This is a genomic window from Streptomyces sp. NPDC047974 (assembly GCF_040653375.1).
Lineage (GTDB): Bacteria > Actinomycetota > Actinomycetes > Streptomycetales > Streptomycetaceae > Streptomyces.
On record NZ_JBEZNU010000002.1, the window covers coordinates 120,545 to 145,392 of the forward strand.

20 protein-coding genes are annotated in these 24,848 nt (G+C 74.5%); 16 read left to right on the forward strand and 4 right to left on the reverse strand.

What is annotated here, in order from left to right; all coding sequences use genetic code 11:
• Positions 1 to 113: 113 nt before the first annotated feature.
• Both AB0E19_RS03705 and AB0E19_RS03710 read right to left on the reverse strand, forming a co-directional pair.
• Positions 114 to 2,897, reverse strand: a complete 2,784-nt coding sequence (locus tag AB0E19_RS03705) for a molybdopterin-dependent oxidoreductase (RefSeq protein WP_362172674.1) — start codon at positions 2,895 to 2,897, stop codon at positions 114 to 116.
• The gene (locus AB0E19_RS03710; protein WP_362172677.1) at positions 2,894 to 3,730 is read right to left on the reverse strand and encodes an FAD binding domain-containing protein; all 837 of its coding nucleotides are present in this window, start codon (positions 3,728 to 3,730) and stop codon (positions 2,894 to 2,896) included. The genes AB0E19_RS03705 and AB0E19_RS03710 overlap by 4 nt, the downstream gene beginning before the upstream one ends.
• Positions 3,731 to 3,957: 227 nt before the next feature.
• On the opposite strand from AB0E19_RS03710, the gene AB0E19_RS03715 reads away from it, so the two are divergent.
• Positions 3,958 to 5,481, forward strand: a complete 1,524-nt coding sequence (locus AB0E19_RS03715) for a PucR family transcriptional regulator (protein ID WP_362172680.1) — start codon at positions 3,958 to 3,960, stop codon at positions 5,479 to 5,481.
• A gap of 13 nt (positions 5,482 to 5,494) precedes the next feature.
• On the opposite strand, the gene AB0E19_RS03720 is transcribed toward AB0E19_RS03715, so the two are convergent.
• Positions 5,495 to 5,893 carry a TOBE domain-containing protein gene (locus AB0E19_RS03720; protein WP_362172683.1) on the reverse strand — a complete coding sequence of 133 codons (399 nt, stop codon included), beginning with the start codon at positions 5,891 to 5,893 and terminating at the stop codon, positions 5,495 to 5,497.
• A gap of 674 nt (positions 5,894 to 6,567) precedes the next feature.
• Here AB0E19_RS03720 and AB0E19_RS03725 point away from each other — a divergent pair.
• Genes AB0E19_RS03725 through AB0E19_RS03735 form a run of 3 tightly spaced genes read left to right on the forward strand, consistent with a single transcriptional unit; the run spans position 6,568 to position 9,783 of the window.
• Positions 6,568 to 8,508 carry a phage tail sheath C-terminal domain-containing protein gene (locus AB0E19_RS03725; RefSeq protein ID WP_362172686.1) on the forward strand — a complete coding sequence of 647 codons (1,941 nt, stop codon included), beginning with the start codon at positions 6,568 to 6,570 and terminating at the stop codon, positions 8,506 to 8,508.
• Between the two features lie 11 nt (positions 8,509 to 8,519).
• A complete protein-coding gene (locus AB0E19_RS03730; RefSeq protein WP_362172689.1) occupies positions 8,520 to 9,041 on the forward strand; it encodes a phage tail protein in 522 nt (173 codons plus the stop codon).
• A 4-nt stretch (positions 9,042 to 9,045) separates the two neighbouring features.
• Positions 9,046 to 9,783: a hypothetical protein gene (locus tag AB0E19_RS03735; protein ID WP_362172692.1), complete on the forward strand. Its 738-nt coding sequence runs from the start codon at positions 9,046 to 9,048 to the stop codon at positions 9,781 to 9,783.
• An 82-nt stretch (positions 9,784 to 9,865) separates the two neighbouring features.
• On the opposite strand, the gene AB0E19_RS03740 is transcribed toward AB0E19_RS03735, so the two are convergent.
• Positions 9,866 to 10,018 carry a hypothetical protein gene (locus AB0E19_RS03740; protein ID WP_362172695.1) on the reverse strand — a complete coding sequence of 51 codons (153 nt, stop codon included), beginning with the start codon at positions 10,016 to 10,018 and terminating at the stop codon, positions 9,866 to 9,868.
• A 1,378-nt stretch (positions 10,019 to 11,396) separates the two neighbouring features.
• Between AB0E19_RS03740 and AB0E19_RS03745 the strand changes: the two genes are divergently transcribed.
• The 12 genes from AB0E19_RS03745 to AB0E19_RS03800 are packed head-to-tail and all read left to right on the forward strand — an operon-like array spanning position 11,397 to position 24,836.
• Entirely contained in the window at positions 11,397 to 11,849 is a 453-nt protein-coding gene (locus tag AB0E19_RS03745) for a hypothetical protein (RefSeq protein ID WP_362172698.1), read from the forward strand.
• Entirely contained in the window at positions 11,846 to 13,045 is a 1,200-nt protein-coding gene (locus AB0E19_RS03750) for a DUF4255 domain-containing protein (protein WP_362172701.1), read from the forward strand. Before AB0E19_RS03745 ends, AB0E19_RS03750 begins: the two co-directional genes overlap by 4 nt.
• Complete coding sequence (locus AB0E19_RS03755; protein WP_362172704.1) at positions 13,042 to 13,317, forward strand: hypothetical protein; 276 nt, start codon at positions 13,042 to 13,044, stop codon at positions 13,315 to 13,317. The genes AB0E19_RS03750 and AB0E19_RS03755 overlap by 4 nt, the downstream gene beginning before the upstream one ends.
• Positions 13,314 to 13,946, forward strand: a complete 633-nt coding sequence (locus tag AB0E19_RS03760) for a hypothetical protein (protein ID WP_362172707.1) — start codon at positions 13,314 to 13,316, stop codon at positions 13,944 to 13,946. Before AB0E19_RS03755 ends, AB0E19_RS03760 begins: the two co-directional genes overlap by 4 nt.
• Positions 13,947 to 13,978: 32 nt before the next feature.
• Positions 13,979 to 14,305 (forward strand): LysM domain-containing protein, encoded by a 327-nt coding sequence (locus AB0E19_RS03765; RefSeq protein ID WP_362172710.1) that lies wholly within the window; start codon positions 13,979 to 13,981, stop codon positions 14,303 to 14,305.
• The gene (locus AB0E19_RS03770; RefSeq protein WP_362172713.1) at positions 14,302 to 15,423 is read left to right on the forward strand and encodes a hypothetical protein; all 1,122 of its coding nucleotides are present in this window, start codon (positions 14,302 to 14,304) and stop codon (positions 15,421 to 15,423) included. Before AB0E19_RS03765 ends, AB0E19_RS03770 begins: the two co-directional genes overlap by 4 nt.
• Positions 15,420 to 15,968, forward strand: coding sequence for a phage baseplate assembly protein V (locus AB0E19_RS03775; RefSeq protein ID WP_362172716.1), 549 nt, complete (start codon positions 15,420 to 15,422; stop codon positions 15,966 to 15,968). The genes AB0E19_RS03770 and AB0E19_RS03775 overlap by 4 nt, the downstream gene beginning before the upstream one ends.
• A gap of 7 nt (positions 15,969 to 15,975) precedes the next feature.
• Positions 15,976 to 16,326, forward strand: a complete 351-nt coding sequence (locus AB0E19_RS03780; RefSeq protein ID WP_362172719.1) for a hypothetical protein — start codon at positions 15,976 to 15,978, stop codon at positions 16,324 to 16,326.
• 5 nt (positions 16,327 to 16,331) lie between these two features.
• Positions 16,332 to 16,694: a GPW/gp25 family protein gene (locus AB0E19_RS03785; RefSeq protein WP_362172722.1), complete on the forward strand. Its 363-nt coding sequence runs from the start codon at positions 16,332 to 16,334 to the stop codon at positions 16,692 to 16,694.
• The gene (locus AB0E19_RS03790; protein WP_362172724.1) at positions 16,691 to 19,483 is read left to right on the forward strand and encodes a putative baseplate assembly protein; all 2,793 of its coding nucleotides are present in this window, start codon (positions 16,691 to 16,693) and stop codon (positions 19,481 to 19,483) included. Before AB0E19_RS03785 ends, AB0E19_RS03790 begins: the two co-directional genes overlap by 4 nt.
• The gene (locus tag AB0E19_RS03795; protein ID WP_362172727.1) at positions 19,480 to 22,698 is read left to right on the forward strand and encodes a putative baseplate assembly protein; all 3,219 of its coding nucleotides are present in this window, start codon (positions 19,480 to 19,482) and stop codon (positions 22,696 to 22,698) included. The genes AB0E19_RS03790 and AB0E19_RS03795 overlap by 4 nt, the downstream gene beginning before the upstream one ends.
• Entirely contained in the window at positions 22,695 to 24,836 is a 2,142-nt protein-coding gene (locus tag AB0E19_RS03800; protein ID WP_362172730.1) for a hypothetical protein, read from the forward strand. The genes AB0E19_RS03795 and AB0E19_RS03800 overlap by 4 nt, the downstream gene beginning before the upstream one ends.
• Positions 24,837 to 24,848: the final 12 nt, after the last annotated feature.

Consider the following 24,848-nt stretch of genomic DNA (forward strand, 5'->3'; position numbering starts at 1 on the left):
GCGCGCAGTGATACCCGACCACCGGGGCGGGGAACCTCGACTGCCATGGGAAATCCAGGTTTCTTCTGGCATCTGTGACCTTCCTCCCCGTCACGTCCTCACCATCGCTAGGTCTATCGCTCGAAGCTCCTCGCGTGCTGTTCGAGGGCGAGCCAGACCCTGTCGCGGGTCACCGGCAGTTCGGTGAAGCGGATGCCGGTGGCGTCGCGCAGGGCGTTGGCGAAGGCGGGGGCGACCGGGTTGAAGGGGCTCTCGCTCATCGACTTGGCGCCGAGCGGGCCGATCGCGTCGGACGTCTCGGTGAAGTGGACCTCGGTACGGGGCACGTCCGCGTACTGGGGAAGTCGGTAGCGCCGGAACGCGGCGGTCGTCACCTCGCCCCGTTCGTCGATCCGGACGGTCTCGAAGAGCGTGGCGCCGAGCGCCTGCGCGACCCCGCCCTCGACCTGGCCCCGGCACTGCATCGGGTTCATGACCTTGCCGGCGTCGGCCGAGTGGACGCTGCGCAGGATGCGGATCTCGCCCGAGGCGGGGTCCACGGCGAGGCGGAACCACTGGGCGTTGAAGGCCACCGAGCGCGGCGAGCCTCCCCAGCGCCCGTCGGCCGCCAGCTCCTCCGCCGCCCCGAGGGCGTGCCCCGCCTCGTACAGCTCCTTGAGGGTGACGAGCCGCCCGGCGCAGTCGACGGACTCGGCGCCGAGCACGCACAGGTGCCGGGCGACGCCGGTGTGCCGGGCGGCGAGCGTGCGGAGCCGTTCCGCCAGGGAGGTCGCGGCGAGGAGGACGGCCTTGCCGGCGACGACGGTTCCGGCCGAGCCGAAGGCGCCGGTGTCGTGGCGGACGACGTCGGTGTCGGACTGGCGGACGGTGAGCCGGTCCTCGGTGGTGTGCAGAGCGCCCGCCGTGATCTGCTCGTGGACGGTGGTGGTGCCGTTGCCGAACTCGGCGGTGCCGACGGCGATGTCGTACGTCCCGTCCTCCAGCAGTGACACGCGGGCGTCCGCGTAGTGGCCGCCGGGCGGGCCGGTCGCGATCATCGCCATGCCGGTGCCCTGCCCGACCAGCCAGCCCTCCGGCGCGTCGTCGGCACTGCGGTCCTCGGCGATCGCCTTCCGTACGACGGAGAGGCACTGGTCGAGCCCGTAGGAGGCGATGTACAGGTCCTCCTCCTCGCCGATCGGGCTGTGCAGGGCGTCCCCGGGGCCGATGATGTTCTTCTCCCGGAGGACGAGGGGGTCCATGCCGAGCCGGCGGGCCAGCTCGTCCATGACCGACTCGACGGCGAAGGTGACCTGCCCGAGGCCGTAGCCCCGGAAGGCGCCGGCCGGGACGACGTTGGTGTACACGGAGTAGGCGTCGACCTTCTTGTGCGGGGCGCGGTAGACGGCGAAGGACTCCCCCACGCTGTGGAACATCACCGCCGGGCCGTGGTTGCCGTACGCGCCGGTGTCGGACACCACCCGCATCTGCACGGCGGTCAGCGTCCCGTCCTTCCGCGCCCCCGCCTTGATGCCGATGGTGAACGGGTGCCGGGTCGTGGCCCCGTAGAACTGTTCAGCCCGGGTGTACTCCAGTTTCACCGGCCGGCGCAGCTTCAGCGCGGCGAGCGTGACGACGTCCTCGGTGAGCATCTCCTGCTTGCCGCCGAAGCCGCCGCCGACGCGGCCCGCGACGACGCGCACCTCGTCCTCCGGCAGGCCGTACAGCGCACACAGCGCACGGCGGGTCAGGAACGGCGTCTGGGTGGAGGAGCGGACGGTGAGGCGTTCGCCCGTGCCGTCCTCCTTGGGCTCGAAGTACGCGACGCAGCCGTGCGTCTCCAGGCTCGCGTGCTGCACGCGCTGGGTGCGGAAGGTCTCCTCGTACACGACGTCCGCCTCGGCGAAGCCGTCCTCGACGGAGCCGGTCTCGCCGTGGACCTCGCCCGCGACGTTGTTCTCGGCCCGGGCGATGCGCGCCTCGGGCCCCTTGCCGGCGTGGATGACCGGCGCGCCGGGGCGCATGGCCTCCTCCGGGTCGATGACGTACGGCAGTTCCTCGTACGTCACGTCGATCCTGCGGCAGCCCTCCTCGGCGGCCTGCTCGCTGTCGGCGACGACGGCGGCGACCCGCTGCCCGACGTACCGGACGATGTCGTCCAGGACGCGGGTGTCGTCGGGGTCCTCGGTCGGATGCTCGTGACGGGCGGAGGAGTACAGGGTCGCCGGTGCGTCCTCGTGGGTGAGGACGGCGACCACGCCCGGTACGCGCAGGGCGGCCGAGGTGTCGATCGCGAGGATCCGGGCGTGCGGGTGCGGCGAGCGCAGCAGCTTCATGTGCAGCAGCCCCGGCACCTCGACGTCGAAGGTGTAGCGGGCGGTGCCGGTCACGACCTGCGGGCCGGCCGGCGCGCCGACGTTCCGGCCCACGGCCTGCCCGGCGCGGGGCCGTTCGACGTGCTTCACGCCCCGGACGGCGTCCTCGATCGCCCGGTAGCCGGTGCAGCGGCAGATGTTGCCCTTGAACGCCCGGGGCAGGTCGTCCAGCTTGCCGTCGTCGTGCGGGGTGCCGCGCTCGGCCTCCAGGGCGGCCGTCGTCATCAGGAAGCCGGCCGTGCACATGCCACACTGGTAGCCCTGGGCGTCGAGGAACTTCTGCTGGACGGGGTGGAGTTCACCGTCCGGGGAGGCGAGTCCCTCCACGGTCGTCACCTCACGCCCCTCGGCCCGCACGGCCGGGTAGAGGCAGCTGTGCACGGGCTCGCCGTCGACGTGCACCGTGCACGCCCCGCAGTCACCGGCGTCGCACCCCTTCTTCACGCCGAACCAGCCGCGCTCGCGCAGATAGGTGCGCAGGCACTGGCCCGCGCGCGGTTCGGTGTCGAACGGGCGGCCGTTGACCTGGATGTCGAAGCTCATCGGGCACCTTCCCCAGCGGTGTGGGTCAGCTCGCGGCGGACCTCCTCGGCGAGGCGCAGGGCCATGTGCCTGCGCCACTCGGGCAGTCCGTGGATGTCGTCGAACCATTCGCCGGCCGTCACCGCGGAGTCGACGGCCGCACGGAGCTGTCCGGCGGTCGGCGGCAGCGGGAACCAGAAGCGGAACGGGCGGGTGGTCGCCGCCGTCACCGTCACCGCGAAGGAACCGTCCACCGGGTCGAGCGCCCCGATCACCAGGGCGCCGGACCGGCCGAGCCCGTACAGCGACGCCTGCCGGAAGGCCGTACGGCATTCCAGCGCCCGCCCGGGCAGCGTCACCGAGCGCAGCAGCTCGCCCTCGGCGAGGTCCTTGACGCCCGCGCCCCGGACGAAGTCGGCCACCTTCACCTCGCGCGTGGAACCGTCCTGGGCCAGGAGGAGGCAGGTGCCGTCCAGGGCGGCGGTGAGCGAGATCATCGGCCCGGCCGGCAGGCCGTTGCACAGGTTCCCGCCGACGGTGGCCATGTTCCAGATCTTGAACGAGGCGAGGAAGGCCCGGCAGCACTGCTCGAACAGCGGGGCCGCGGCGGCGTCCAGGAGGCGCCTGCCGTAGCGGGACAGTCGGGTGATCGTGCAGGTCGCGGCGATCTCCAGCGAGCCGTCCGGGTGCCGCGTGAGCGGCTCCCAGTCCATCCGGCTCAGGTCGACCAGCCGCCGGAGGTGCGGCTGGGGCTCGGAGAACAGGTACGTCCCGCCGCCCAGCCACGCGTCCCCGGGCCGCCAGGGCTCGCGCAGCCGCGCGTCCCTCACGTCCCCGATCGTGTTCAGATCCATGCCGCCCCTGCCTCCCGACCGATGCCTTCAGGCCAGTGAAGCCCGACACGGCCCCCCGGCACGACTGGACGGGAACCCGGAAAACGTCCATCGGACAGCCATCCACCCTGGATGATCAACCAAGAGGCATTTTCCGCCCGAGCTTGTGCATCTACCATGCAACGACTCTCATCGACCTCGTGAATGTGAGTGCGGGCATCGGTCCGCGACTGCGCAAGGAGTCTCGTATGCACGTCGACCACCTCCTCCGACTCGACCGCCTGGACCTCTCCCTCGTCTGGGGCGACGGGGCGCTCCTCGGCCAGGAGATCTCCGGCGTGACGGCCACGGATCTGGAGGACCCGACGCGCTTCCTGCAGCCGGGCGAGGTCGTGCTGAGCGGACTGGTGTGGTGGACCCCGAGCGGCTCGGCGGCGAAGACCGACCGCTTCGTGTCGGCCCTGCGGCAGACGGGAACCGTCGCGCTGCTGGCCGGGGAGGAGACCCACGGACACGTCCCCGGTGAACTCGTCGCCGCCTGCCGCAGGCACCGCGTCCCGCTCATCGCCGTTCCCCCGCACACCAGCTTCCGGGCCATCACCGAAGCCGTCTACCTGCGCCAGTGGGGCGAACTCAACCGTCACCCGGCCGACCACCACGCCCTGCCGGAGAACGTCCGCCTCGACCTCGACCGGGCCCTGGAACACCGCGCGACGGCCGGCCAACTCCTCGACCGCGCCTTCGCCCACCTCGGCACGCCCGCCTGCCACCTCCTCACCGCCGCGGGCCGAACCGTCGCCCGCACCGGCGACACCACGGGTCTCCCCGCCCGGGAGGCCATACGGGCCCTCGGCGGCGCACGGGGCACCACGCTGCGGATCGACGCCGAAGGCACCGACTTCGACACCTGGTACCTGCACCTGCCCGAGGAGGGACAGGTCCCGCCGAGAGTCCTCCAGGAGATAGCCGAACTCCTGGGCCGCCACCGGCGTCGCGAGGACAGGAGCCGGGCCGAGCGCGGCCCCGCCGCCGCCCGGCTGCTGGACGTCATCGGCACTTCACGCGTCGACCCCGGCCGCCTCCAGCGCGCGCTGGCCTCCTGCGGGCTGGCCGACCGGCCCTCCTACACGGTCGTCTCCGCCGCGCTGGAACCGGAGGGGAACGCCGACGCCGTCGCCGCGCTCACCGAGGCGCTCCGGCACCTGCCGTCCCCCCTGTTCGTCGTCGCCCCGGGCGACGACGACGCGGCGACGGCCGTCCTCGCGAACGGCGACGACACGACGCGCGCGACGACGGAACGACTGCGCGAGATCGCCCATCTGATCCAGTCCTGCCGGCCGGCGAGCACCTGGCGTGTGGGCCTGAGCGAACCCGTCGCCGCGACCGCCCTGAACACGGCCCTCACACAAGCCCGTTACGCCCTCGCCGGGACCCGCACCGCGGCGCCGTCGTCACCGCAGGTCGCACGCCTGCGTGATCTCGACGGACTGGAGATGCTCCTCGCCGGCGTCCCCGGGCCCGTGCGCGAGGTCTACCGCGAGACCGTCCTGGGCCCCCTCACGAGAGCCGGACGGGGGTCGGGCGCCATGCTCCTGGAGACCCTGGAGGTGTTCCTGGCACACGACGGCTCCTGGACGCGGACCGCCGAGGCCCTCCACGTCCACGTCAACACGGTCCACTACCGCGTCGAACGCATCGAGACCCTCACCGGCCGCGACCTGTCCCGCCTCGACGACCGGGTGGACCTGCGCGCCGCGCTCCTGAGCCGCTGACGCCAGAAGCGGCTCAGGGCAGGTCGATGTGCACGCTGGTCGATTTGACCCGGGCCGTCACCGTGACGCCGACGTCGAGCGCCAGCTCCTCGACGGCCTCGCGGGTCACCAGGGACACCAGCCGGTGCGGCCCCGACTGCACCTCCACCTGCGCGGCCACGTCGTCGACGCGCACGCCGGTGACGATCCCGACGAAGGAGTTGCGCACCGACGTCGGCACGTCGTCCTCGGGCACGGCGTGCAGCCCGGCCCCTCGCTCCTGCGCGAAGGCGGCCAGGGCCACCCCCTCGATCACCCTCCGGCCGGCCCCGTCGCGCACCATGGCCAGCTTGCCCCCGTCCGCCCACCGGCGAACGGTCTCCGAACTCACCCCGAGCAGCCGCGCGGCCTGCCCCATGCTGTACGACGCCACCTCCGCACTCTAGGGACCACCAAGCACCGGCACAAACGGATCATCGGGGTCGGCAGTGTCCAGGGAATCCGCCTCCGCCCGCTCGCTGTCGGCGATCGTCGGCTCCGGTATCCGCAGCTGGGCCGGCGTGCCCTCGGCCGAGGCCGGCCGGGCTTCCTGCGGCAGCCACCGCCCCGGCTTCCAGGCTCCGCTGCGCAGGAGGCTTCCGCACGGCCTTTTCCGTGGGGAGTTCGTCGACCTGACGCAACGCCTGCCGGTCGAGCACCGCGTCGAGGAGGAGCGAGTCGAAGGCACTGCCGGGCAGGGGGGTCGCCATGCCCCGGACCGAGCAGCGGGCAGCCGTCCTTCGTGACGCGGATCTCCCCCCTTCGGACTCCTGCAGGACGGCTGCCCGCCTGCTTCGTCCAGGTCAAGGGCGGCCTCGGCCTTGCGCCGGCACCACCATGCGATCCCTGCCGGACGGCGTGCCGCCGACCAGTGGGCAGGTCGTCACCTGATCGACGGAGCCTGTCGGCACACAGAGCGCCGTGGCCCGATTTGTCTGTATATGGTGCTCGCAGATCACGATCAGAGTCCGTGCCGGGCCGACGTCCGGCGGACCCACGTCCCTCGCATCCCTCCCGCGGACACCGGGCCGGGCGCGTACCGGACGGAGAGAAGGTGCTGGCATGCCGGTGAACGTCACTTACCCGGGCGTCTACATCGACGAGGTCAAGAGTTCCGTCAGGACCATCACGGGCGTTCCGACCTCGGTCGCCGCGTTCGTCGGTCACGCCCCCCGCGGTCCGGTGGACCGGCCGGTGCACCTCACCGGCTGGGCCGACTACGAGGCCAACTTCGGTGGTCTCCAGGCCAACTGCCCGCTGAGCTACGCGGTGTACCAGTTCTACCTGAACGGCGGGAGCGAGGCCGAGATCGTCAGGGTGGTGAAGGAGGGCGAGGAGATCGTCCACCTGCCTCTGGGGCCACCGCCTCCCCCGCCCACGCGGCGGCCCGCCCGGCCGCCGTCCCCGCCCGCGGAGCACGACGACGCGGCGGAACCCTCCCCCGCCACAGGGGACGACGCGGCCTCAGGCGAGCAGAACCGAGGACGGGGCGGCTCGGGCGGCTCGGGCGGCTCGGGCGGCTCGGGCGGCTCGGGCGGCTCGGGCGGCTCGGGCGGCTCGGGCGGCTCGGGCGGCTCGGGCGGCTCGGGCAAGCATGCCTCGGATCGTTCGGGCGGGGAACCCGCCGGGACGGGCGGGGACACGGCCCGGACGCCGGGCCTCGTCGCCGCCGCGCCGGGACGGTGGGCGCGGAAGCTGCGCGCCCGTGTCGACTACGACACCTCCGAGCTCGAACCCTCCGCGCTGAAGGACCGCCCCAACCCGCCGCACGAGCTGTTCAACCTGACGGTGCGCGACATGGCGACCGGCGTCGAGGAGCGGTACCTCAACGTCAGTGTCAAGCCGGGCAGCCCGCGCGGCCTCGCCCAGCTCCTGGAGTCCTCCCAGCTCGTCCGCCTCGCCCCCGGCGCCTCCCTCACCACGGTGCCACCGGCCAACTCCGATCCGGAGGACGGGACAGACCCCTTCGCGGCCAAGACGCCGGAGGCACCCGCGGGGAAGCCGCCGTACTACTACGCGCCGGCCGACGCCGACGCGAGCGGCGCCGACGAGGACCCGCTCCCGCCCCTGGAGGCCTACCTGGGCAACGCGTCCAAGAAGACAGGCCTGCACCAGCTGTTGAAGACGGACATCTTCAACATCCTCTGCCTGCCGGACTCCCACGGTCTCGACGAGCGCGAGAACGGCGCGGCCAAGTCCCTGCGGACCGAGGCGCTGCGACTGTGCATGCTACGACGGGCCGTCCTCATCGTCGACCCGCCCAAGTCGTGGACGAGCCCGGCACCGAGCGCAGATTCCAACGCCGGTGTCGTGGCCGCCGTCCTGGAGAACGCCAAGGACGTCGAAGCGGGCGACGACGGCAAGAACGCCGCGGTCTACTATCCCCGTGTCCTCGCGCCCGACCCGCTGCTCGGCGGCGCGGTCCGGGCCTTCCCGCCCTGCGGGGTGATGGCCGGCGTCCTGGCCCGCACCGACGTCCAGCGGGGGGTGTGGAAGGCCCCGGCCGGTACGGACGCCTCGCTGAGCGGTGTCAGCGACCTCGAAGTGCCGCTGACCGACCTGGAGATGGGGCGCCTCAACCCGGTCGGCATCAACTGCCTGCGACGACTGCCGGCGGCCGGTCCGGTCGCCTGGGGAGCCCGCACCCTGCGCGGCTCCGACCGGCTCGCCGACGAATGGAAGTACCTGCCGGTCCGCCGCCTGGCCCTCTTCATCGAGGAGAGCCTGTTCCGGGGCACGCAGTGGGTCGTGTTCGAGCCGAACGACGAACCGCTGTGGGCGTCCGTCCGGCTCAACGTCGGCGCCTTCATGAACTCCCTGTTCCGCGCCGGCGCCTTCCAGGGGCGGACTCCCCAGGAGGCCTACCTGGTCAAGTGCGACAAGGACACCACCCCACAGAACGACATCGATCGCGGAATCGTGAACATCCACGTGGGCTTCGCCCCACTGAAACCCGCGGAGTTCGTGATCGTCCACATCCAGCAACTCGCCGGTCAGATCCAGGTCTAGGAGGACGACCGATGCCGGAAGTCACACGTCGCGATCCCTACAAGAACTTCCGGTTCCGGGTGAAGTTCAGCGGGGAGACGGCCTACATCGCCGGAATCAGCAAGGTCAGCGGGCTCAGACGGACGACCGAGGTCATCCGGCACCGCGACGGCGGAGACCCCGGAACCAGCCGCAAGCTCCCCGGCCGGACCGAGTACGAGGCCATCACCCTGGAACGGGGATGCACCATCGACACGGCCTTCGAGGAATGGGCCAACAGGGTCTGGAGCCTGAAGAACTCGGCGGGCGGTCTGGAGACCTCCCTCAAGGACTTCCGGCGCGACCTCATCATCGACGTCTTCGACGAGGGCGGCCAGCAGGTGATCTCCTACTCCGTCCACGACTGCTGGGTCTCCGAGTACCACGGTCTGCACGAACTCGACGCCGGATCCAGCGGCGTCGCCTTCGAGCGGATCAAGGTCGAACACCACGGCTGGGTACGGGAACACACCGAGCAGCCGCAGGAGTCGCAGTTCACCGACACCGCCGGGTGACCGCGTGCCGCGTCGACTGACCGAAGCGAACGTCCTGGACGTCTGGGAGGGCGGATGCGACAGCGCGCCGGCGGCCCGGGCCCTCCTGATCGCCTCGAAGGCGATGCCCTCCCCCGGCGGACAGGACGTCGCCGACCTGCCGTTGAGCGCCGTGAACTCCCTCCTCCTGGAACTGCGGTGCGGCGCGTTCGGCGACGCGTTTCCCTGCACGACCGACTGCCCGGCGTGCGGCGACAGCCTCGACGTCACCGTGGCGGCGGACGAACTGCGGCCGGCCGCGACGGGCGGCCGGACCGGAGAGGCGGTCGCCGCGCCGGCCACGGCCACGTTGACGACCGGTGGCTTCACGCTCTCCTACCGCGCCCTCACCGGCAGGGACCTCCGGTCCGTCGACCCCACGGCACCCGGGGCACGCCGGACTCTGGTGCGCCGATGCGTACTGAGCGTCAGCCCGCCCGTCGACGACCTGCCCGACGACGTACTCGACGCCCTGGCCCCGCGGTTGGCGGAGCTCGACCCGGGGGCCGACACCGTGCTCACGCTGGACTGCCCCCAGTGCGAGCACCGTTGGGAGGCCGCCCTCGACATCGCCGACCACGTGTGGAGCGACGTGTCCGGTTACGCGCGCGGGATCCTGCACGACGTCCACGCCCTGGCGCGGGCCTACGGCTGGTCGGAGGCCGACGTGCTGTCGGTCAGCCCGGCGCGGCGGCAGTTCTATCTGGAGGTGAGTTCCGGATGACCGACTTCGTGGACCGTCTGCTCGGCGCACCGGGCCCTCGCCTCCGCCCCCTGGCACCCCACGCCTCCGGCCGACGGGCGCCCTACCTGCCGGGCGGCGCGGACCGGGCGGACGCAGACCTCGTGGAGGAGGTCGAGGAGCCGGCGGCGGCGAGGGCGGCGACGGCGGTGGACACGGCGCCCGACAGGACGGCCGACGCGGTGCCCCGTACGACGGTCGGCACGGCGCCCCGCACGACGGCTGACGTAGCGTCAGGAACGGCCGTTGGCACGGCGCCCGGTACGGCGGCTGACGCGGTCGGTTCGGCTGCGCCCACCTCGCCGGAGCCGCCGTCCCGGCCCGTTGCCACCGCCGAAGCCGGTGACAGCGACGAGGGCGACGGCGATGGCGATGGCGATGGCGACGCTCACGACACGGACCCGGGGATGGCTCCCGGTGAGCGGCGCGCGTCCGCGCCCTCGTACGCCGGCAACCCGCAGCCTTCCCGTACCGGAGCCGTGACCGGTGACCGCACGACGCCGTCCGCTCCCCCACCGACGGACGAGGACCGCACCCGCGCCGCCGACGGGCAGCTGCGGCACCGTCCCGCACACCCCGACCGCCCCCGCGCCGCCGACCGGGAACCCGGACGCAGTCCCGCACGCCCCGACCGCCCGGCGCACCCCGCGCACCCCGCGTTCCCCGACCGGCCCACGCACCCCGACCGCCCCGACCGCCGCGCCCCTCAGCAGGGGCTCACCCTCGGTCCGGGGCATCCCTCGTTCGCGTCCTCGCCGTCGGCCGACGCGCCTCCGTCCGCCGTCGAAACGCCCACCCGACACGACCGGAACGACCCGACCGAGCCCACGGGTCCCACCACCACGCCGTCCGCCGGCGACCCGCACACATCGCCGACCGCGCCGCCACGGGCAACGCGTTCCCTCGCTCCGGGACACCCCCCGTTCGCCTCCCCACCGCCCACCGACGCGCCTCCATCCGCCGCCGAAACACCCACCCGACACGACCGGAACGACCCGACCGAGCCCACGGGTCCCACCACCACGCCGTCCGCCGGCGACCCGCACACATCGCCGACCGCGCCGCCACGGGCAACGCGTTCCCTCGCTCCGGGACACCCCCCGTTCGCCTCCCCACCGCCCACCGACGCGCCTCCATCCGCCGCCGAAACACCCACCCGACACGACCGGAACGACCCGACCGAGCCCACGGGTCCCACCACCACGCCATCCGCCGGCGAACCGCACACATCGCCGTCCCCGCCGCCACGGGCAGCGCATTCCGTGTCGGCCTCTCCCCCGCCGCGCCTGCGCTCACATGGGATCCGCGCCTACCCGGTCGCGTCCTCGCAGGAACCGACGCCCGGCCCCGAGGCGGCGCGGGAACCGGAACCGCGTCCGCAGCCACAAGCACAGCCGCAGCCTCAGCCACAGCCCGGCGGGGCTCCCGAGGTCTCGCCCGCTCCGGGACAAGGATCCGCCGTGCGACGTGAGCCCGGCCCCTCGGTGCGCCGTGCCCACGTCGGTGGCGCCGCCGGGCCCCCCTCCGCGCCCTCACACCTCGTGCCGGCACACCCCGCGCCGTCACACCCCACGTCGACCTCCCCCAAGCCGCCCGTGGCACCGGCGTCCGCCGACACCGCCGCGGTCACCGACACCGCCGCGGTCACCAAGCCCGCCGCGGTCACCGAGCCCACTGAGATCGGTGAGGCCGCCGCAGGCACCGCGGTGTCACCCGACCACCCCGCCGCACCCCCCGTCACCGGAAGCGCGCCGTCCCCGCAGGCGTCCGCCGCCCACCCCGTCGTCGACGAGCCCCGGACGTCCTCACCTCCGGGTCCGCCTTCCGCGCCCGCCCGTACCGCGACGCCCGTGACCCGCCGTTCCGCCTCCGAGACGCGCCGGGCGCCCTCCGACTCCCCGGCGGCGGAGTCCACGGAGACGGTCGTCCGCGTCACCATCGACCGTCTGGTCGTGCGCGCCGCACCCGCCGAAGCCGTCGTCGACGCCCCGGCTCCGCAGCGGCTGTCGCGGCTGAGCCTCGACGAGTACCTCGGGAGGCGGCCGTGAGCGACGCGCTCGCCATCGCCGCGGTGACGGAGACCCTGCGGGCCGTACTGGGCGACGCCGTCCAGCGTGCGGTGCCGGGCGCACGGGTGACGGTCCGTCACCCCTACGGCGCGGGCGACGCCGACGCCGCGCAGGCCGGACCGGCGCTGAACGTCTTCCTGTACAGAACCGACGTCGACGCCGCCTGGCGGAACACCGATCCCGTCGGCACGCACCCCGGTGAGACCCGCCGCCCGGCGCTCGCGCTCGCCCTGCACTACTTGTTCTCCGCGTACGGGTCGCCGGGTGACGACTCCACCCTTCCGGAGCGGCTGATCGGAGCGGCGATGTCCGCGCTGCACGACCGCCCGGAGCTGCGCGCGGACGACCTCAGGGCCGCCGCGGACTTCAGCGACCTGCACCTGCAACAGGAGCCGGTGAAGCTCACGCCGTCGGCGCTGACGGCCGACGAGATGTGCCACCTGTGGTCGTCCCTGGGCGGCGGCTACCGGCTGTCGGTGGCCTACGAGGCCCGCGTCGTGCTCATCGACAGCTCCGCTCCCGGGCGCACGCCGCTGCCGGTGCTGCGTCGCGGGGAGGCCGGGGCCGGTCCGGCGGCGGCGCCGACGGCGGTGGCGCCGTGGCCGGTGCTGGAGGCCGTCAGGCCCTCGGTCGCCGCACCGGGATCGGACGTCGTGCTCAGCGGCACCGGGCTGGCCGCGGGAGCATCGAGCGTGCGCCTGACGCACATGCTGCTCGGTGGGCCGCCGGTCGTGCTGCCGGCCCGCGCCGACACGGCCGACGCGGTGCGCGCCACGCTGGGCGAGGACCTCGGCGCGGGCTGCTGGTCGGTGGTCGTCGTGCTCACCGACGCCGACGGCGCCGAACGGACCACCCGGCCCCGGACACTGCGCGTCGCGCCGCGTGTCACGAGCCCCCTGCCGCTGACCGTCGTACGGGACCCGGACGGAGCCGCGGTGCTGGAGGTGACGTGCGCACCCGCCGTTCACCCGGGACAGCGGGTGGAACTGCTCGTGGACAGCCTGCCGGTGGCGGCCGAACCCTTCACGCGGGCCACCGGCACCCTGCGGTTCCGGCTGGCCTCGGGCGCGCCGGGGCGGTATCCGCTGCGCCTTCGCGTGGACGGCGTGGACAGCCCGCTGGTCGACGGGGACAACGGGATGTTCGACGCCGACGCGGCGGTGGTGATCACATGACGGCCGGCCGTGTCGAACTGCGCATCCGCCGGCTGGAGCTCGATGCGCCCGCCGCGCCGTCCCGGGCCGCGCTGTGCGCTGCCGTGGAGGCGGAACTCGCGGCGCGGCTCGGCCTCGCCCCCGCCGACCGGGGCGGGGGCGGCCGCGGCGCCGCACCGGCGGATGCCGCGATCGCCGCCCTCGGCCGGCAGGTCGCCCTGGCCGTGCTGCGGGAGCTGGGCGCCCGCGAGCCGGTGCGGCCGGGGCCGCGGGCAGGTGAGCGCAGGCCATGAGCTCACCCGCGCCCCGGAGGGGCGGCATCGTCTTCCTCGATCCCGAGCAGGGACGCGTGCTGCGCGTCGTGCCGTTCCAGTACAACCCCGACAGCATCACCCGTACGCTCCGCCCGCGGGGCATCGGCGCGGACGCGGGGGACCGGCTGGAGGCGCTGCGGCTGCAGGGACCGCCCCGCGAGACCTTCCGCATCGACGCGGAGCTCGACGCCACCGACCAGCCGGCGGCGGCGGGCGGTCCCGCGGAATCCGGGCTGTTCGGGATGCTGTCCGCGCTGGAGACGGCCGTCAGTCCCACGGCCGAGCAGCTGACCCGGCAGAACGATCTGGCCGCCAGGGGAATCCTGGAGATCGCCCCCGTGCAGGCCCCGCTGCCGGTGCTGGTGCTCGGCCCGCGGCGGGTGCTGCCCGTCCGGATGCTGGACATCGACGTGACGGAGGAGGCGTACGACGGGGACCTGAACCCGATCCGGGCGCGGGTGACGCTGACGGTGCGGATCCTCACCGTCGACGACGTCGGCTTCAGCCACCGGGCGGGCGGTCTCCACCTGCAGTACCAGCAGAGCAGGGAACGCTTCGCGGGACTCGTCGGATACGGCCCCGGATCCGTCGGCTACGCGGGGGGCTGAACCGTGCACCACCAGGCCGGAGGAGGTCGGGCGTGATCGAGCCCAACAGCAGGTACCACGCGGTGCCCACCACCACCTACACCTTGCCGGGCGGCGGGACCGTCGCCCACCTGCGCCGCCGCTTCCTGCCCCGGCCGGAGGAACTCACGGCCGTGGGTGAGCACGTCGTCGTCGCCGGGGACCGGCTGGACCGGATCGCGGCCCGGAGGTACGGCGATCCCGAGCAGTCGTGGCGGATCGCCGACGCGAACAGGGCGACGCGTCCGGACGAGCTGACCGCCGTGCCCGGTCGGCGGCTGCGGATCACCCTGCCCGCCGAGGCCTCCGCGCCGGGCGCCGGCAACGGGACGGCACCGTGACGGCCCACGCCCTGCACCTCATGCTGCTCGTCGGGGACGCCGTGCCCGCCCCGGCCCCGGCGGCGCTCGTCGACGCCCTGCACGGGGCGCGGATCACCTGCGCCAGCGGCCGTACCGGCGGCTTCCAGCTGACCTTCGCCGTCAGTGCCGGGTCCGTGCCGGCGCAGGCCGTCATGCCGGGCGGGGCGCTGCACCCGAAGAAGCGCGTCGTGGTCGCCGTGGTCCTGGCGGGCCGGTGCCACGTCCTCGTGGACGGGGTGATCACCCATCAGGAGATGCACGCCGCGCGGGAGCCGGGCCGGTCGTTCCTCGTCGTCACCGGCGAGGACCTGTCGACCCTCATGGACCTGGAACACGTCCGGCGCGCGTATCCCGGGCTGCCGCCGCACCTGCGGGCGGCCGCGGTCTGCGCCGCGTACGCGCAGTACGGCATCACGCCGCGGACCGTGGCTCCGGTGCTGGCCGACCAGCCGAACCCGCTGATCGACATTCCGGTCCAGTCGTCGACCGATCTCGCCTATCTGCGGTCGATGGCCGCGGAGGTCGGGCACGTCTTCCACCTCGAACCCGGCCCCTCGCCGGGCGTCAGCACCGCCTACTGGGGCCCGCAGAACCGCGACGGGGCCCTGCAGCCGGCCCTCACCACCGGCTGCGGCGCCGCCGACAACGTGGAGGACCTGACCTTCGCCCTCGACGCCCTCGCCGAGTCCGGCCTGCGGACCCACCGCCTCGAACCGCCGTCCACGACCGCCTCCGAGCTCACCGCGCCCGAACCCGGGCTGCTGCGCCGGAGCCTCGCCGAGAGCCCCGTACAGGTCCTGCGCACCGGAACGCTCGACGGCCAGACCGGCCGCTCCGCGACCAGGGCGCTGCTGGCCGGACTCGGCCGCCGGCTCGCCACCGACGCCGTCACCGGCCACGGCACGCTCGACGTGCTGCGCTACGGCCACGTCCTGACCGCCCACGGTCTGGTGGGCGTGCGCGGAGCCGGACGGGCGTATGACGGGCGCTATTTCGTGGCGGGCGTCACCCACGACCTCACCCGCGATACCTTCAGGCAGCACTTCACGCTGGTCCGCGACGGACTCGGCGCCGACACCCGGACGGTGACCCCATGACAACGGCGGCAACAGGGACGACGGCCCGGACGGGGCAGTGGCCGGGGATGTACGAGGGTGTCGTCGAGTCGGCCGTGGACCCGACCGGGGTCGGCCGGCTCCTGGTGCGCGTCCCCGAGGTGCTGGGCACCGAGGCGGCCGTGTGGGCCGCGCCGATGCCCCCGCTGGCCGGCCCGGACTGCGGCATGTACGTGGTGCCGCCACCGGACTCCGGGGTGTGGGTGCGGTTCCTGGACGGTGACCCGGAGCGGGCGGTGTGCGTCGGATTCCGGCGCGGCGGGTCCGGGGACGTCCCGCCGGCCGCCAAGTCCGCGCCGCCGGGCGTCCCGCAGATCGTCCTGGCCACGCCCTCCGGGAGCGCCCTGGTGATCAGCGACATGCCGGGCCCCGGCGGGGGGATCAAGCTCCAGCTGCGCGGAGAGAACGGTCCGTTCATCAAGATCACCGAGATGGGGATCGAGCTCTCGTGCGGGCCCGGAGGGGCCACCCTGCAACTGGCCGGTCCCCAGGTCAATGTGAACAACGGCGCGTTGACGGTGCTGTGAGGAATCCATGCCCGGACTGCTGCTCCACTACGGCGCTCTGATGATGTGCGCCCACCCGCCCGGCCTCGTGACGAGCCCCGCACCGGTCCAGCAGCGCGTCCTGGTGGGCTCCCAACCGGTCGCGACCGCCGCCGACACGTTCCTCGTGGCCGGGTGCAGCTTCCCGGCCGCCACGCTCGGCGCGCCGCCCTGCACGAGCGTCGTCTGGCTGCACACCTCGACCCGGGTGTTCGTGAACGGCCTGCCGGTCCTGCTCCAGCCGTCCCCGGTCGGCGTCGCCCCGGCCGTCGGCGTGGGCACACCGCCGCCCAACCCGCCGATGGTGCTGGCCATGCAGCCCAGGGTCCGGGGGATGTGACCGGCATGGACGTCGAGTTCCCCTACCGGTTCGACGCCCGCGGGCGCACGGCGACGGCCGGCCACGCCGACCACGTGCGGGACATGGTCGAGCTGGTCCTGTTCACGACTCCGGGAGAGCGCGTCAACCGGCCGGACTTCGGGTGCAACCACCTCGACCTGGTCTTCGTCGGCAACAGCCCCGAGCTGGCCGCGACCCTGGAGGTGGCCGCGCAGGCGGCGCTGCAGCGCTGGCTCGGCGACCTGCTCACCGTGGAGTCCCTCACCGTGACCTCGGAGGAGGCGACGCTGCACGTCCACGTCGCGTACGTCCTCACCGCGACCGGGGAGCACCGCACCGTCACTGTGAGCGGAGGGACCCTCCCATGACCGTGCTCGACGGCCCGGACGACGACCTGCGCGCGCGGGGGCCGGCCGGTATCGCCGAGGTACGGGCGCACCCGGACCGGCGCACGCTGACCGTCGCCTTCTTCGGGGCCCTTCCGCAGCGCCTGAACCGCAACAGCTTCCTGATCGAGGGCGGACGGCGCGTCGGCGGTGTCCGCGTCGTACGGGTCACCCACGAGGCCGGGCCGGAACCGGACGGCGACGGCGTGATCCGGCTCCGGCTGGACCTGGACCGGCCCGGCGACGACTCGACGTACCGGCTGCGGCTGCTCGGGCGGGGCTTCCACGGCGCCCACGACCAGGCGGACTTCACCTTCGATCCCGGCGTGCGCCGCCCCCCGCGCGGCACGCCGCACACCGTCACCGCGGGCGGGCCCCCCGTCGGTCCGGCGCCGGTGATCGACTATCTGGCCAAGGACTACGCCAGCTTCCGGCGCCTGCTCCTGGAACGGCTGTCGCTCACCCTGCCGCGGTGGAGCGAGCGGCACGTGCCCGACCTCTGGGTCACCCTGGTCGAGCTCCTGGCCCACGTCGGCGACGGGCTCAGCTACCAGCAGGACGCCGTGGCCACCGAGGCCTACCTGGACACCGCCCGGCTGCGCACCTCGGTGCGGCGGCACGCCCGCCTCGTCGGCTACTCCCTGCACGACGGCTGCGCGGCCCGCACCGTCGTGTGTGTCGAGACGTCCGCGAAGCGGACCGTGGAGACCGAGGACCTGGCGTTCACCGCGCTGCCGGAGGACGCGAGCGCCGGGCCGGGCGGCCCGACGATGTCCCGGGAGGCACTCACCGCCGGCCCGCATCCGGTGTACCAGCCGCTGGAGCGGCGCACGGTGGAACTGCGCCCCGAGCACAACGCCGTACCGCTGTGGGCGTGGGGGCAGGACACCTTCCTGCTGCCCGAGGGCACCACGCGGGCCGCCCTCCTCGACGGGCACGACGGACAGCGCGCGCTCCGTCTGAAGGCCGGTGACCTTCTCGTCCTGGAGGAGAGGCACGGTCCCGGAGGCGGCGCACCCGACCCCGGCCACCGGCAGGCCGTCCGCCTCACCCGCGCCACGTGCGACGTCGACGCCCGTTCCGGCACCCCGGTCGTGAAGATCGCCTGGGCGGACGAGGACGCCCTCGCCTTCCCCCTGGCGGTGCGCAACCCGCCCGGGCCCGACGGACGGCCCGGCGCGTCCGTCGTGGCGTGCGGCAACGCCCTCCTCGTCGAACACGGCCTGGACCACACCTGGCTGCCGGGCGAGGACGCCGAGGAGACCGTCAAGGTGCCGGAGGCACCGGACGGCGCCGCGCCCACGCGGCCCTTCACCGCGACGGTGCGCGGCGCGCCCGTCACCTGGTCGCCGCCGTACCCGCGACCGGCCGACGTCGCCGCCGCGCAGGCCCGCCGGCTGCTCGCCCTCCCCGGCGGGGCGCGCGACCGGCTGCGCGACCTGCACCACGAGGCGGCGGGCCTCGACGAGGACGAGCGCGACTTCCTGCGGACGTGGTTCGGCGCGTCCCTGGTCGGCGACCTCTCCGACGCCACCGTCCGCCACGACACCTTCGCCCGGCTGCTGTCCCGCTTCCACGAGCTGCTCGAACCCAAGCTGCGCCGCCTGGACACACTCGTGCGCCGGGCCCGGTCCGGTTACGTCCTCGATCCCGCGGACTCGGACTGGGAACTCCGGAAGACCTGGGGGCACGCGGCCGCGGACGCGCTGCACCGCGACAACCCCGCCCTCCACGGCCCGGCCCGCACCGCGCTGCGGCCCGATCCCCGTGAGGCGCTGCCGGTCCTGCACGTGACGGAGACCGACGGGGCGGACGGTGCCGGGGCCGTGTGGACCCCCCGCCGGGACCTCCTGGGGAGCGGCCCCCTCGACCGCCACTTCGTGGGCGAGACCGACGACGAGGGTGTGCTCACCCTCCGCTTCGGAGACGGCCGGTGCGGCCGGGCGCCCCGCCCGGGAACCCGGCTGCGCCTCACCTACCGGGTGGGCAACGGCCGGTCGGGCAACGCGGGCAGTGAGGTCGTCAACCGGATCACCCACCGCGAGAGCGCGCTGCCGTCCGTCACGCGGGTGCGCAACCCGGTGCCGGTGACCGGCGGCACCGATCCCGAGCCGGTGGCCGAGGCACGGCTCGCCGCCCCCCGCTCCGCCTTCCGCACGCTGCTGCGCGCCGTCACCGCCGAGGACTACGCCACGCTCGCGGCGGCCCATCCCGAGGTGCAGCGCGCCGCCGCCACCCTGCGCTGGACCGGCAGCTGGTACGAGGCCGACGTCGCCCTCGACCCGGCCGGCACCGCCGTGCCGTCGCCGTCGCTGCTGGCGGACGTGCGCGCCGCCCTGCACCCCTACCGGCGCATCGGTCACGACGTCGTCACCCGCCCCGCCCTGCTGGTCCCGCTCGACGTCGCGCTGTACGTCCTCGTCGACCCGCACTACGTCACCGCCCATGTGCGCGAGGCGCTGCAGCGGGCCTTCCTCCCGGGGCACCGGCCCGACGGCACGCTCGGGCTCTTCGACCCGTCGGCGCTGACCTTCGGCACGCCGGTGCGGGCCAGTGCCCTGGTGGCGCTCTGCATGGGCGTGCCCGGGGTCCGGCACGCCGAGGTGACGCTACTGCGCAGGTTCCGGTTCGCCGGAGCGGAGGCCGCGGGGCCGGACGTACCGGCCTCCGGGGAGCTGCGCATGCGGCCCCTGGAGATCCCGCGGCTGGACGGTGACGTCACCCGCCCGGAGAACGGGCGTCTGACCCTGCGTATGAGAGGCGGACGATGACCGGCACTCCCTCCGGCGGGCAGGGCACCGGCGGTCGCGACCCGGCCCGGGTGTGGAACCGGCCCGGACTGCCCGAGCTGTCCTACCGCGTGGGCACCCACCGGGAGTTCCTCGACGCGATGCTGGCGCGGCTGTCCCCGGCCGGCGGCCGGACGCCGCTGGCCGCGCTGACCACCCGGGAACCCGACGATCCCTCGGTCGCCCTGCTCGACGCCTGGGCCGTCGTCGCCGACGTGCTGACGTTCTATCAGGAGCGCATCGCGAACGAGGGGTTCCTGCGCACGGCCACCGAGCAGGAGTCCCTGACCCGGCTCGGCCGGCTGGTCGGTCACCGGCCGCGCCCGGCACTCGCGGCCACCGCCCATCTCGCCTACACCCTGGACGCCGGAACGTCCTGCGTCGTCCCGGCCGGCTCGCAGGTCAAGAGCGAGCCCGAACCCGGCGGGCTGCCCGCGGTGTTCGAGACCACGAGCGACCTCGCCGCCCGGGCGGAGTGGAGCGCGCTGCCCGTGCGCACCACGCTCCCGACCACGCTCACGCCCGACGTCGTCACCGGCATCGCCTCCGTCGACGTGGACGGGGTGCAGCACGCCCTGCGCCCCGGTGACCGCCTGCTGTTCACCTATCCCGACGCGCGCCTGAACCTCACACGGCTCGTGACGGGCGTCGAACCGGACCCCGCGCTGGGGCGGACCACGGTACGGCTGCGGGTCCCCGACCCCCCGCGGCAGCTGGACAACGCGGTGGAGGCGCTGCGGGAGGACGTGGAGGAGGCCGCGGAGCGCGCGCCGTCCCGGGGGCCGTTCGAGGATCTGCTGGAGATGCTGCGGGACGTGCGGCAGCGCGCCGAGGAACTGCGCGACCCGGACACGCTCGCGGCCCGGCTGGACCGCGGGCTGCGCCGGCTGCGCGAGCGTCTTTCCGAGCTCGGCGACGGCGTGGACGCGGACGCGCTGGCCGAGCGGGCCGCCGTACGGCTCGCGACCGTCCAGGACGCGGTCCGGCGCCTGACCGAGGAGCCCGCACCGGCGGCCCCGGCCGGCGGGGAGGCACTGCTGCGGGACCTCGGCAGCCCCGGCGGGCGGGTCGTGCACGCGGTGGACCCGCTGCTGCACGCGCTCGGGCCGGGCGCACCGCCGCCCCGGCCGGCGCCCGCGGTCGCCGATGCCCTGGGCCCCGGATCCGACGCGCTGCCCCGGCTGCTCGCCGGCAACCGGCCCGGGATCACGGAGTCCCTGTACCGGGCGCTGTCCGCCGTCTCCGTTCCGGCCACGGCACCGCCGGGCGTGCAGCACTTCCGCGTCACCGCCGCCCCGTTGGGCGCCTCGATCCCGGACGACGGCCGGGTGAGGCGGCTGCTGCGCGCGGCGACGCCGTCCCGGTCCGAGGACGACGGACCGCTCGCCAACGACGTCCTGCTGCTGGACGCGGTGCACGAGGCGATCCAGCCGGGCAGTTGGATCGCCGTGCAGGTGGCGGGCCGCGTCCGCATCCGCGTCCTCCGGGTCGTCGAGGTGAGCCGGCTGTCCGTCGCCAACGACCAGGACGCCCTGCGGGTGACGCGGCTGCGGCTGGCCGAGCCGTGGACCGAGGACTGCGAGGACATCCCGGTCCGGCGGGCCACCACCGTGTGGGCGGCCGGTGAGCCGCTGGTCCTCGCTCCTTCGACCGACACCACCGATCTGGCGGGCGGGACGGTGCCGCTGGACGGGGTCTTCGAGGGGCTGGCCCCCGGGAGGCTGCTCGTCGTCTCGGGCGAGCGCACGGACGTCGTGCCGGAGGGCGGTACGGCCACCGGTCCCCGTGCGGGCGTTCCGGGCTCCGAACTCGCCGTCCTCGCCGGTGTGCGTCATGCCTTCGACGGCGCGTCCTGCGACGACCGGGTGCGCACCACGCTGCTGCTGACGGCGCCGCTCGCGCACCGCTACCGCCGGGACACGGTCGTCGTGCACGGCAACGTCGTCCCGGCGACCGCGGGCGAGACCGTCACCGAAGTGCTCGGCAGCGGTGACGCCACCCGGGCCGGGCAGGTGCTGCCCCTGCGCCGGGGCCCGCTCGTCTGGCTGCCGTCGACCAGCGCCGACGGCGGCGAGGAGGCCCTGACGGTGCGCGTCGACGACGTGGCGTGGCGGCGGACCGCCGACCTGAGCGAGGCGGGTCCCACGGCGCGGGTGTTCAGCCTGCGGGCAGGCCCCGGCGGGCGGGCCGCCGTGGAGTTCGGGGACGGCCGGCAGGGCGCCCGGCTGCCCTCCGGCACGGAGAACGTCACCGCCCGCTACCGCATCGGCGGCGGACGCGTCGGCAATGCCGCGGCCGGCCGGATCAACCAGGTCGTGAGCAGGCCCCTCGGCGTCAGCGGCGTCACCAATCCGCTGCCCGCGACCGGAGGGGCCGACGCCGACGGCCCGGCGGAGCTGCGCCGGGCCATCCCCCTGCGGCAGGGCGCCCTGGACCGGCTGGTGTCGGTGCGTGACTTCCAGTCCTTCGCCCGCGCGTTCGCGGGCGTCGGCAAGGCCGTGGCACGCCGCTGCGTGGACGACGGCCGCCCCTTCCTGCACGTCACCGTGGCCGCCGCCGACGACGCCCCGCTGGACACCTCCTCCCCCCTGCTCGCCGCGCTGCGCACGGCGCTGCGCCGGTACGGCGACCCCGCCCTGCCGGTCCGGGTCGAACCGTGCGAGCGCGTACGCCTCGTGGTGGTGATGGGCGTGCGCACGGCCCCCGATCACCTCCCGGAGAAGGTCGAGCGGCGGGTGCGCGAGGCGCTGGCCGAGCGCCTGGGATTCGCGGGGGCGCACCTGGGCCATCCCGTGTACCTGAGCGCCGTCGTCGCCGCCGCGCACGCGGTTCCCGGCGTCGACTTCGTGGACGTCGACGCCTTCGGGGGCGTACCCGAGGGCGCGGACGCGGCCTCCGTCGTGCGGTTCGCGGCGCACCCCTCCGTCGTCCCGTGCGTTCCCGCCCTGCCCGCCGGCCCGCGCCCGGTCCTCCCCCCGGTGCCCTCCGGCCGCGGCGGGCAGGGCGGCGCGCCGGATCCGGCCGCCGCCGTCGACGCCGCGCAGGCCCCGACGGTGCTGATGCACCAGCCGCTTGCCGCACCCCCGGCCGACCGCCGGACCGCCGGGGCGCCGCCGCGCACGAGGATGCGCCCCGCCCAGCTGGTCCTGCTCGACCCGGCCGTGCCCGGCACGCTGATCCTGCGGAGGATGCCATGACCCCCGACGAGCTGTACGCGCTGCTGCCGGCGGTGCACCGCCGGCGTGACGCGGAGGAAGGCGGGCCGCTGCGCGCCCTGCTGACGATCGTCGCCGAGCAGGCCACCGTCCTCCAGGACGACATCGAACGGCTCTACGACAACTGGTTCATCGAGACCTGCGACGACTGGGTGGTGCCCTACGTCGGGGACCTCGTCGGGTACGAGCTGCTGCCCGGGATCGTCTCCGCCCTCTCCGACGACACCTCCCGGGGGACCGGTCTGCCGGCCGCCGCGGTACCCCGCCGCGATGTCGCCGACACCGTCGTCAACCGCCGCCGCAAGGGCACCCTGGCGCTGCTCGAGGACCTCGCGTCGGCCGTGGCGGGGTGGCCCGCGCGCGTCGTCGAGCACCGTCGTCTGCTCTGCGTCACGCAGCCCGTACGGCGCTGGACCTCCGAGACCGGGTCCGTGAGCCGCGGACCGGCGCGCGGCGGACTCGTCGACGTGCGCCGCCCGGCCGACCTGGACGAACTCGGAGGCGCCTTCGACTCGTTCGCCCGCACCGTGGAGGTGCCGCGCGCCGGCTCCGCCCGCCGCCCCGGCCGCTACGGCATCCAGTCGGTCGGGCTGCACCTGTGGCGGCTGCGCCCCTACTCCGTGACACGCGCCCCCGCCTACTGCCTGGATCGCGACCGGGCCTGCTACACCTTCAACGTGCTCGCCATCGACACGCCCCTGTTCACCGCCCCCGTGCCGGAGCCGTCGAGCTGTCACGTCGCGGACCGGACGAACGTCCCGGAGCCCATCGGCCGCAGGGCACTCGCCGACCGGCTCTACGACTACTACGGGCCCGGCAAGAGCCTGTGCGTGTGGACCGGCCCCGACGCCGTGGACGACGTCGTTTCCCTCGGACGGATCGTCGCCGCCGACCTGTCCGACTGGCGGTACCGGCCCCGTGCCGGGCAGGTCGCCGTCGACCCCGTCCTCGGCCGTCTGATGCTGCCGCCGGGCACGGCTCCCGCCCACGGTGTCCGGGTGACCTACCACCACGCGTTCTCGGGCGACATCGGCGGCGGCGAGTACCCCCGCCCCGAGGCCGTGCCCTCCGACAGCGTCGAGCGCTACCTGGTGGGTACCGGCGAGAACCACCACCGCAGCATCGCCGACGCGCTCGACCACTGGCAGGCGGCGAAGCGGGGGCACCCGCACAAGGCGGAGGCGATCGTGGAGCTCACCTCCAACGACGTCTGGACGGAGCCGGGCGACATCCGCCTCGACCCGGGAGACCGGCTCACCCTGCGCGCGGCCGACGGGGTCCGTCCCGTCATCCGGCTGCACGGCCGGCGCGGCGACGACAGTCCGCGCGCGCTGACGATCACCGGTCCCGAGAACGGGCTCCCGTCCGAGGCCACGGCGCGCATCGTCCTCGACGGGCTGCTGGTGGCGGGCGGCTACGTGCGCGTACGAGGCGGCGTGGACCGTCTCGTGGTCCGGCACTGCACCTTCGTACCGGGCTGGGAACCGGATCAGGGCAGGCCGTTGGCTCCCGGAGCGCCCAGCCTGGACATCGCCAGGAGCCCGGTCCGCACCGAGATCCGGCACAGCGTCCTCGGCGCCGTCACGGTGTCGGGCCGCGACGGGCGGGAACCCAACCGGGTCGACGTGTGCGACAGCGTGCTGGACGCGACGCTGCGCGAGGCGGCGGCGGTCGGCTCCCCGGACGGCGGCACGGCGGACGTCGTCCTCACGGCCCGGCGCACCACCGTCATCGGGTCGGTGCGCGCGCGGGCCGTGGACGTGCTGGAGAACTGCCTCCTGGACGGCGAGGTGCGGATCGACCGGCGCGACCAGGGCTCCGTACGGTTCTGCTGGCTTCCGCCGGGCTCGGTGACGCCGCCCCGCTTCCACTGCGAACCCGACCACACCGGCGATCCGCAGCGGGTGGTGCTGCGTTTCGCCGACACCCGGTACGGCTCGCCCGACTACGTGCGGCTCGCCGACACCTGCGCCCAGGAGATCCGCCGGGGCGGCGACAACGGCTCGGAGCCCGGCGCGCTGCACCACCTCTACCAGCCGCAGCGGGAGGAGAACCTGCGCACCAGGCTCGCCGAGTACACGCCCGCCGGCTGCGACGCCGGGCTCTTCTTCGCCACCTGAGTCCCGACCGGA

Excerpts from the sequence above, each read along its gene's own strand:
- AB0E19_RS03705 (WP_362172674.1), bottom strand. The coding sequence starts at position 2,897 with ATGAGCTTCGACATCCAGGTCAACGGCCGCCCGTTCGACACCGAACCG.
- AB0E19_RS03710 (WP_362172677.1), bottom strand. The coding sequence starts at position 3,730 with ATGGATCTGAACACGATCGGGGACGTGAGGGACGCGCGGCTGCGCGAG.
- AB0E19_RS03715 (WP_362172680.1), top strand. The coding sequence starts at position 3,958 with ATGCACGTCGACCACCTCCTCCGACTCGACCGCCTGGACCTCTCCCTC.
- AB0E19_RS03730 (WP_362172689.1), top strand. The coding sequence starts at position 8,520 with ATGCCGGAAGTCACACGTCGCGATCCCTACAAGAACTTCCGGTTCCGG.
- AB0E19_RS03755 (WP_362172704.1), top strand. The coding sequence starts at position 13,042 with ATGACGGCCGGCCGTGTCGAACTGCGCATCCGCCGGCTGGAGCTCGAT.
- AB0E19_RS03760 (WP_362172707.1), top strand. The coding sequence starts at position 13,314 with ATGAGCTCACCCGCGCCCCGGAGGGGCGGCATCGTCTTCCTCGATCCC.
- AB0E19_RS03775 (WP_362172716.1), top strand. The coding sequence starts at position 15,420 with ATGACAACGGCGGCAACAGGGACGACGGCCCGGACGGGGCAGTGGCCG.
- AB0E19_RS03780 (WP_362172719.1), top strand. The coding sequence starts at position 15,976 with ATGCCCGGACTGCTGCTCCACTACGGCGCTCTGATGATGTGCGCCCAC.
- AB0E19_RS03785 (WP_362172722.1), top strand. The coding sequence starts at position 16,332 with ATGGACGTCGAGTTCCCCTACCGGTTCGACGCCCGCGGGCGCACGGCG.
- AB0E19_RS03790 (WP_362172724.1), top strand. The coding sequence starts at position 16,691 with ATGACCGTGCTCGACGGCCCGGACGACGACCTGCGCGCGCGGGGGCCG.
- AB0E19_RS03795 (WP_362172727.1), top strand. The coding sequence starts at position 19,480 with ATGACCGGCACTCCCTCCGGCGGGCAGGGCACCGGCGGTCGCGACCCG.
- AB0E19_RS03800 (WP_362172730.1), top strand. The coding sequence starts at position 22,695 with ATGACCCCCGACGAGCTGTACGCGCTGCTGCCGGCGGTGCACCGCCGG.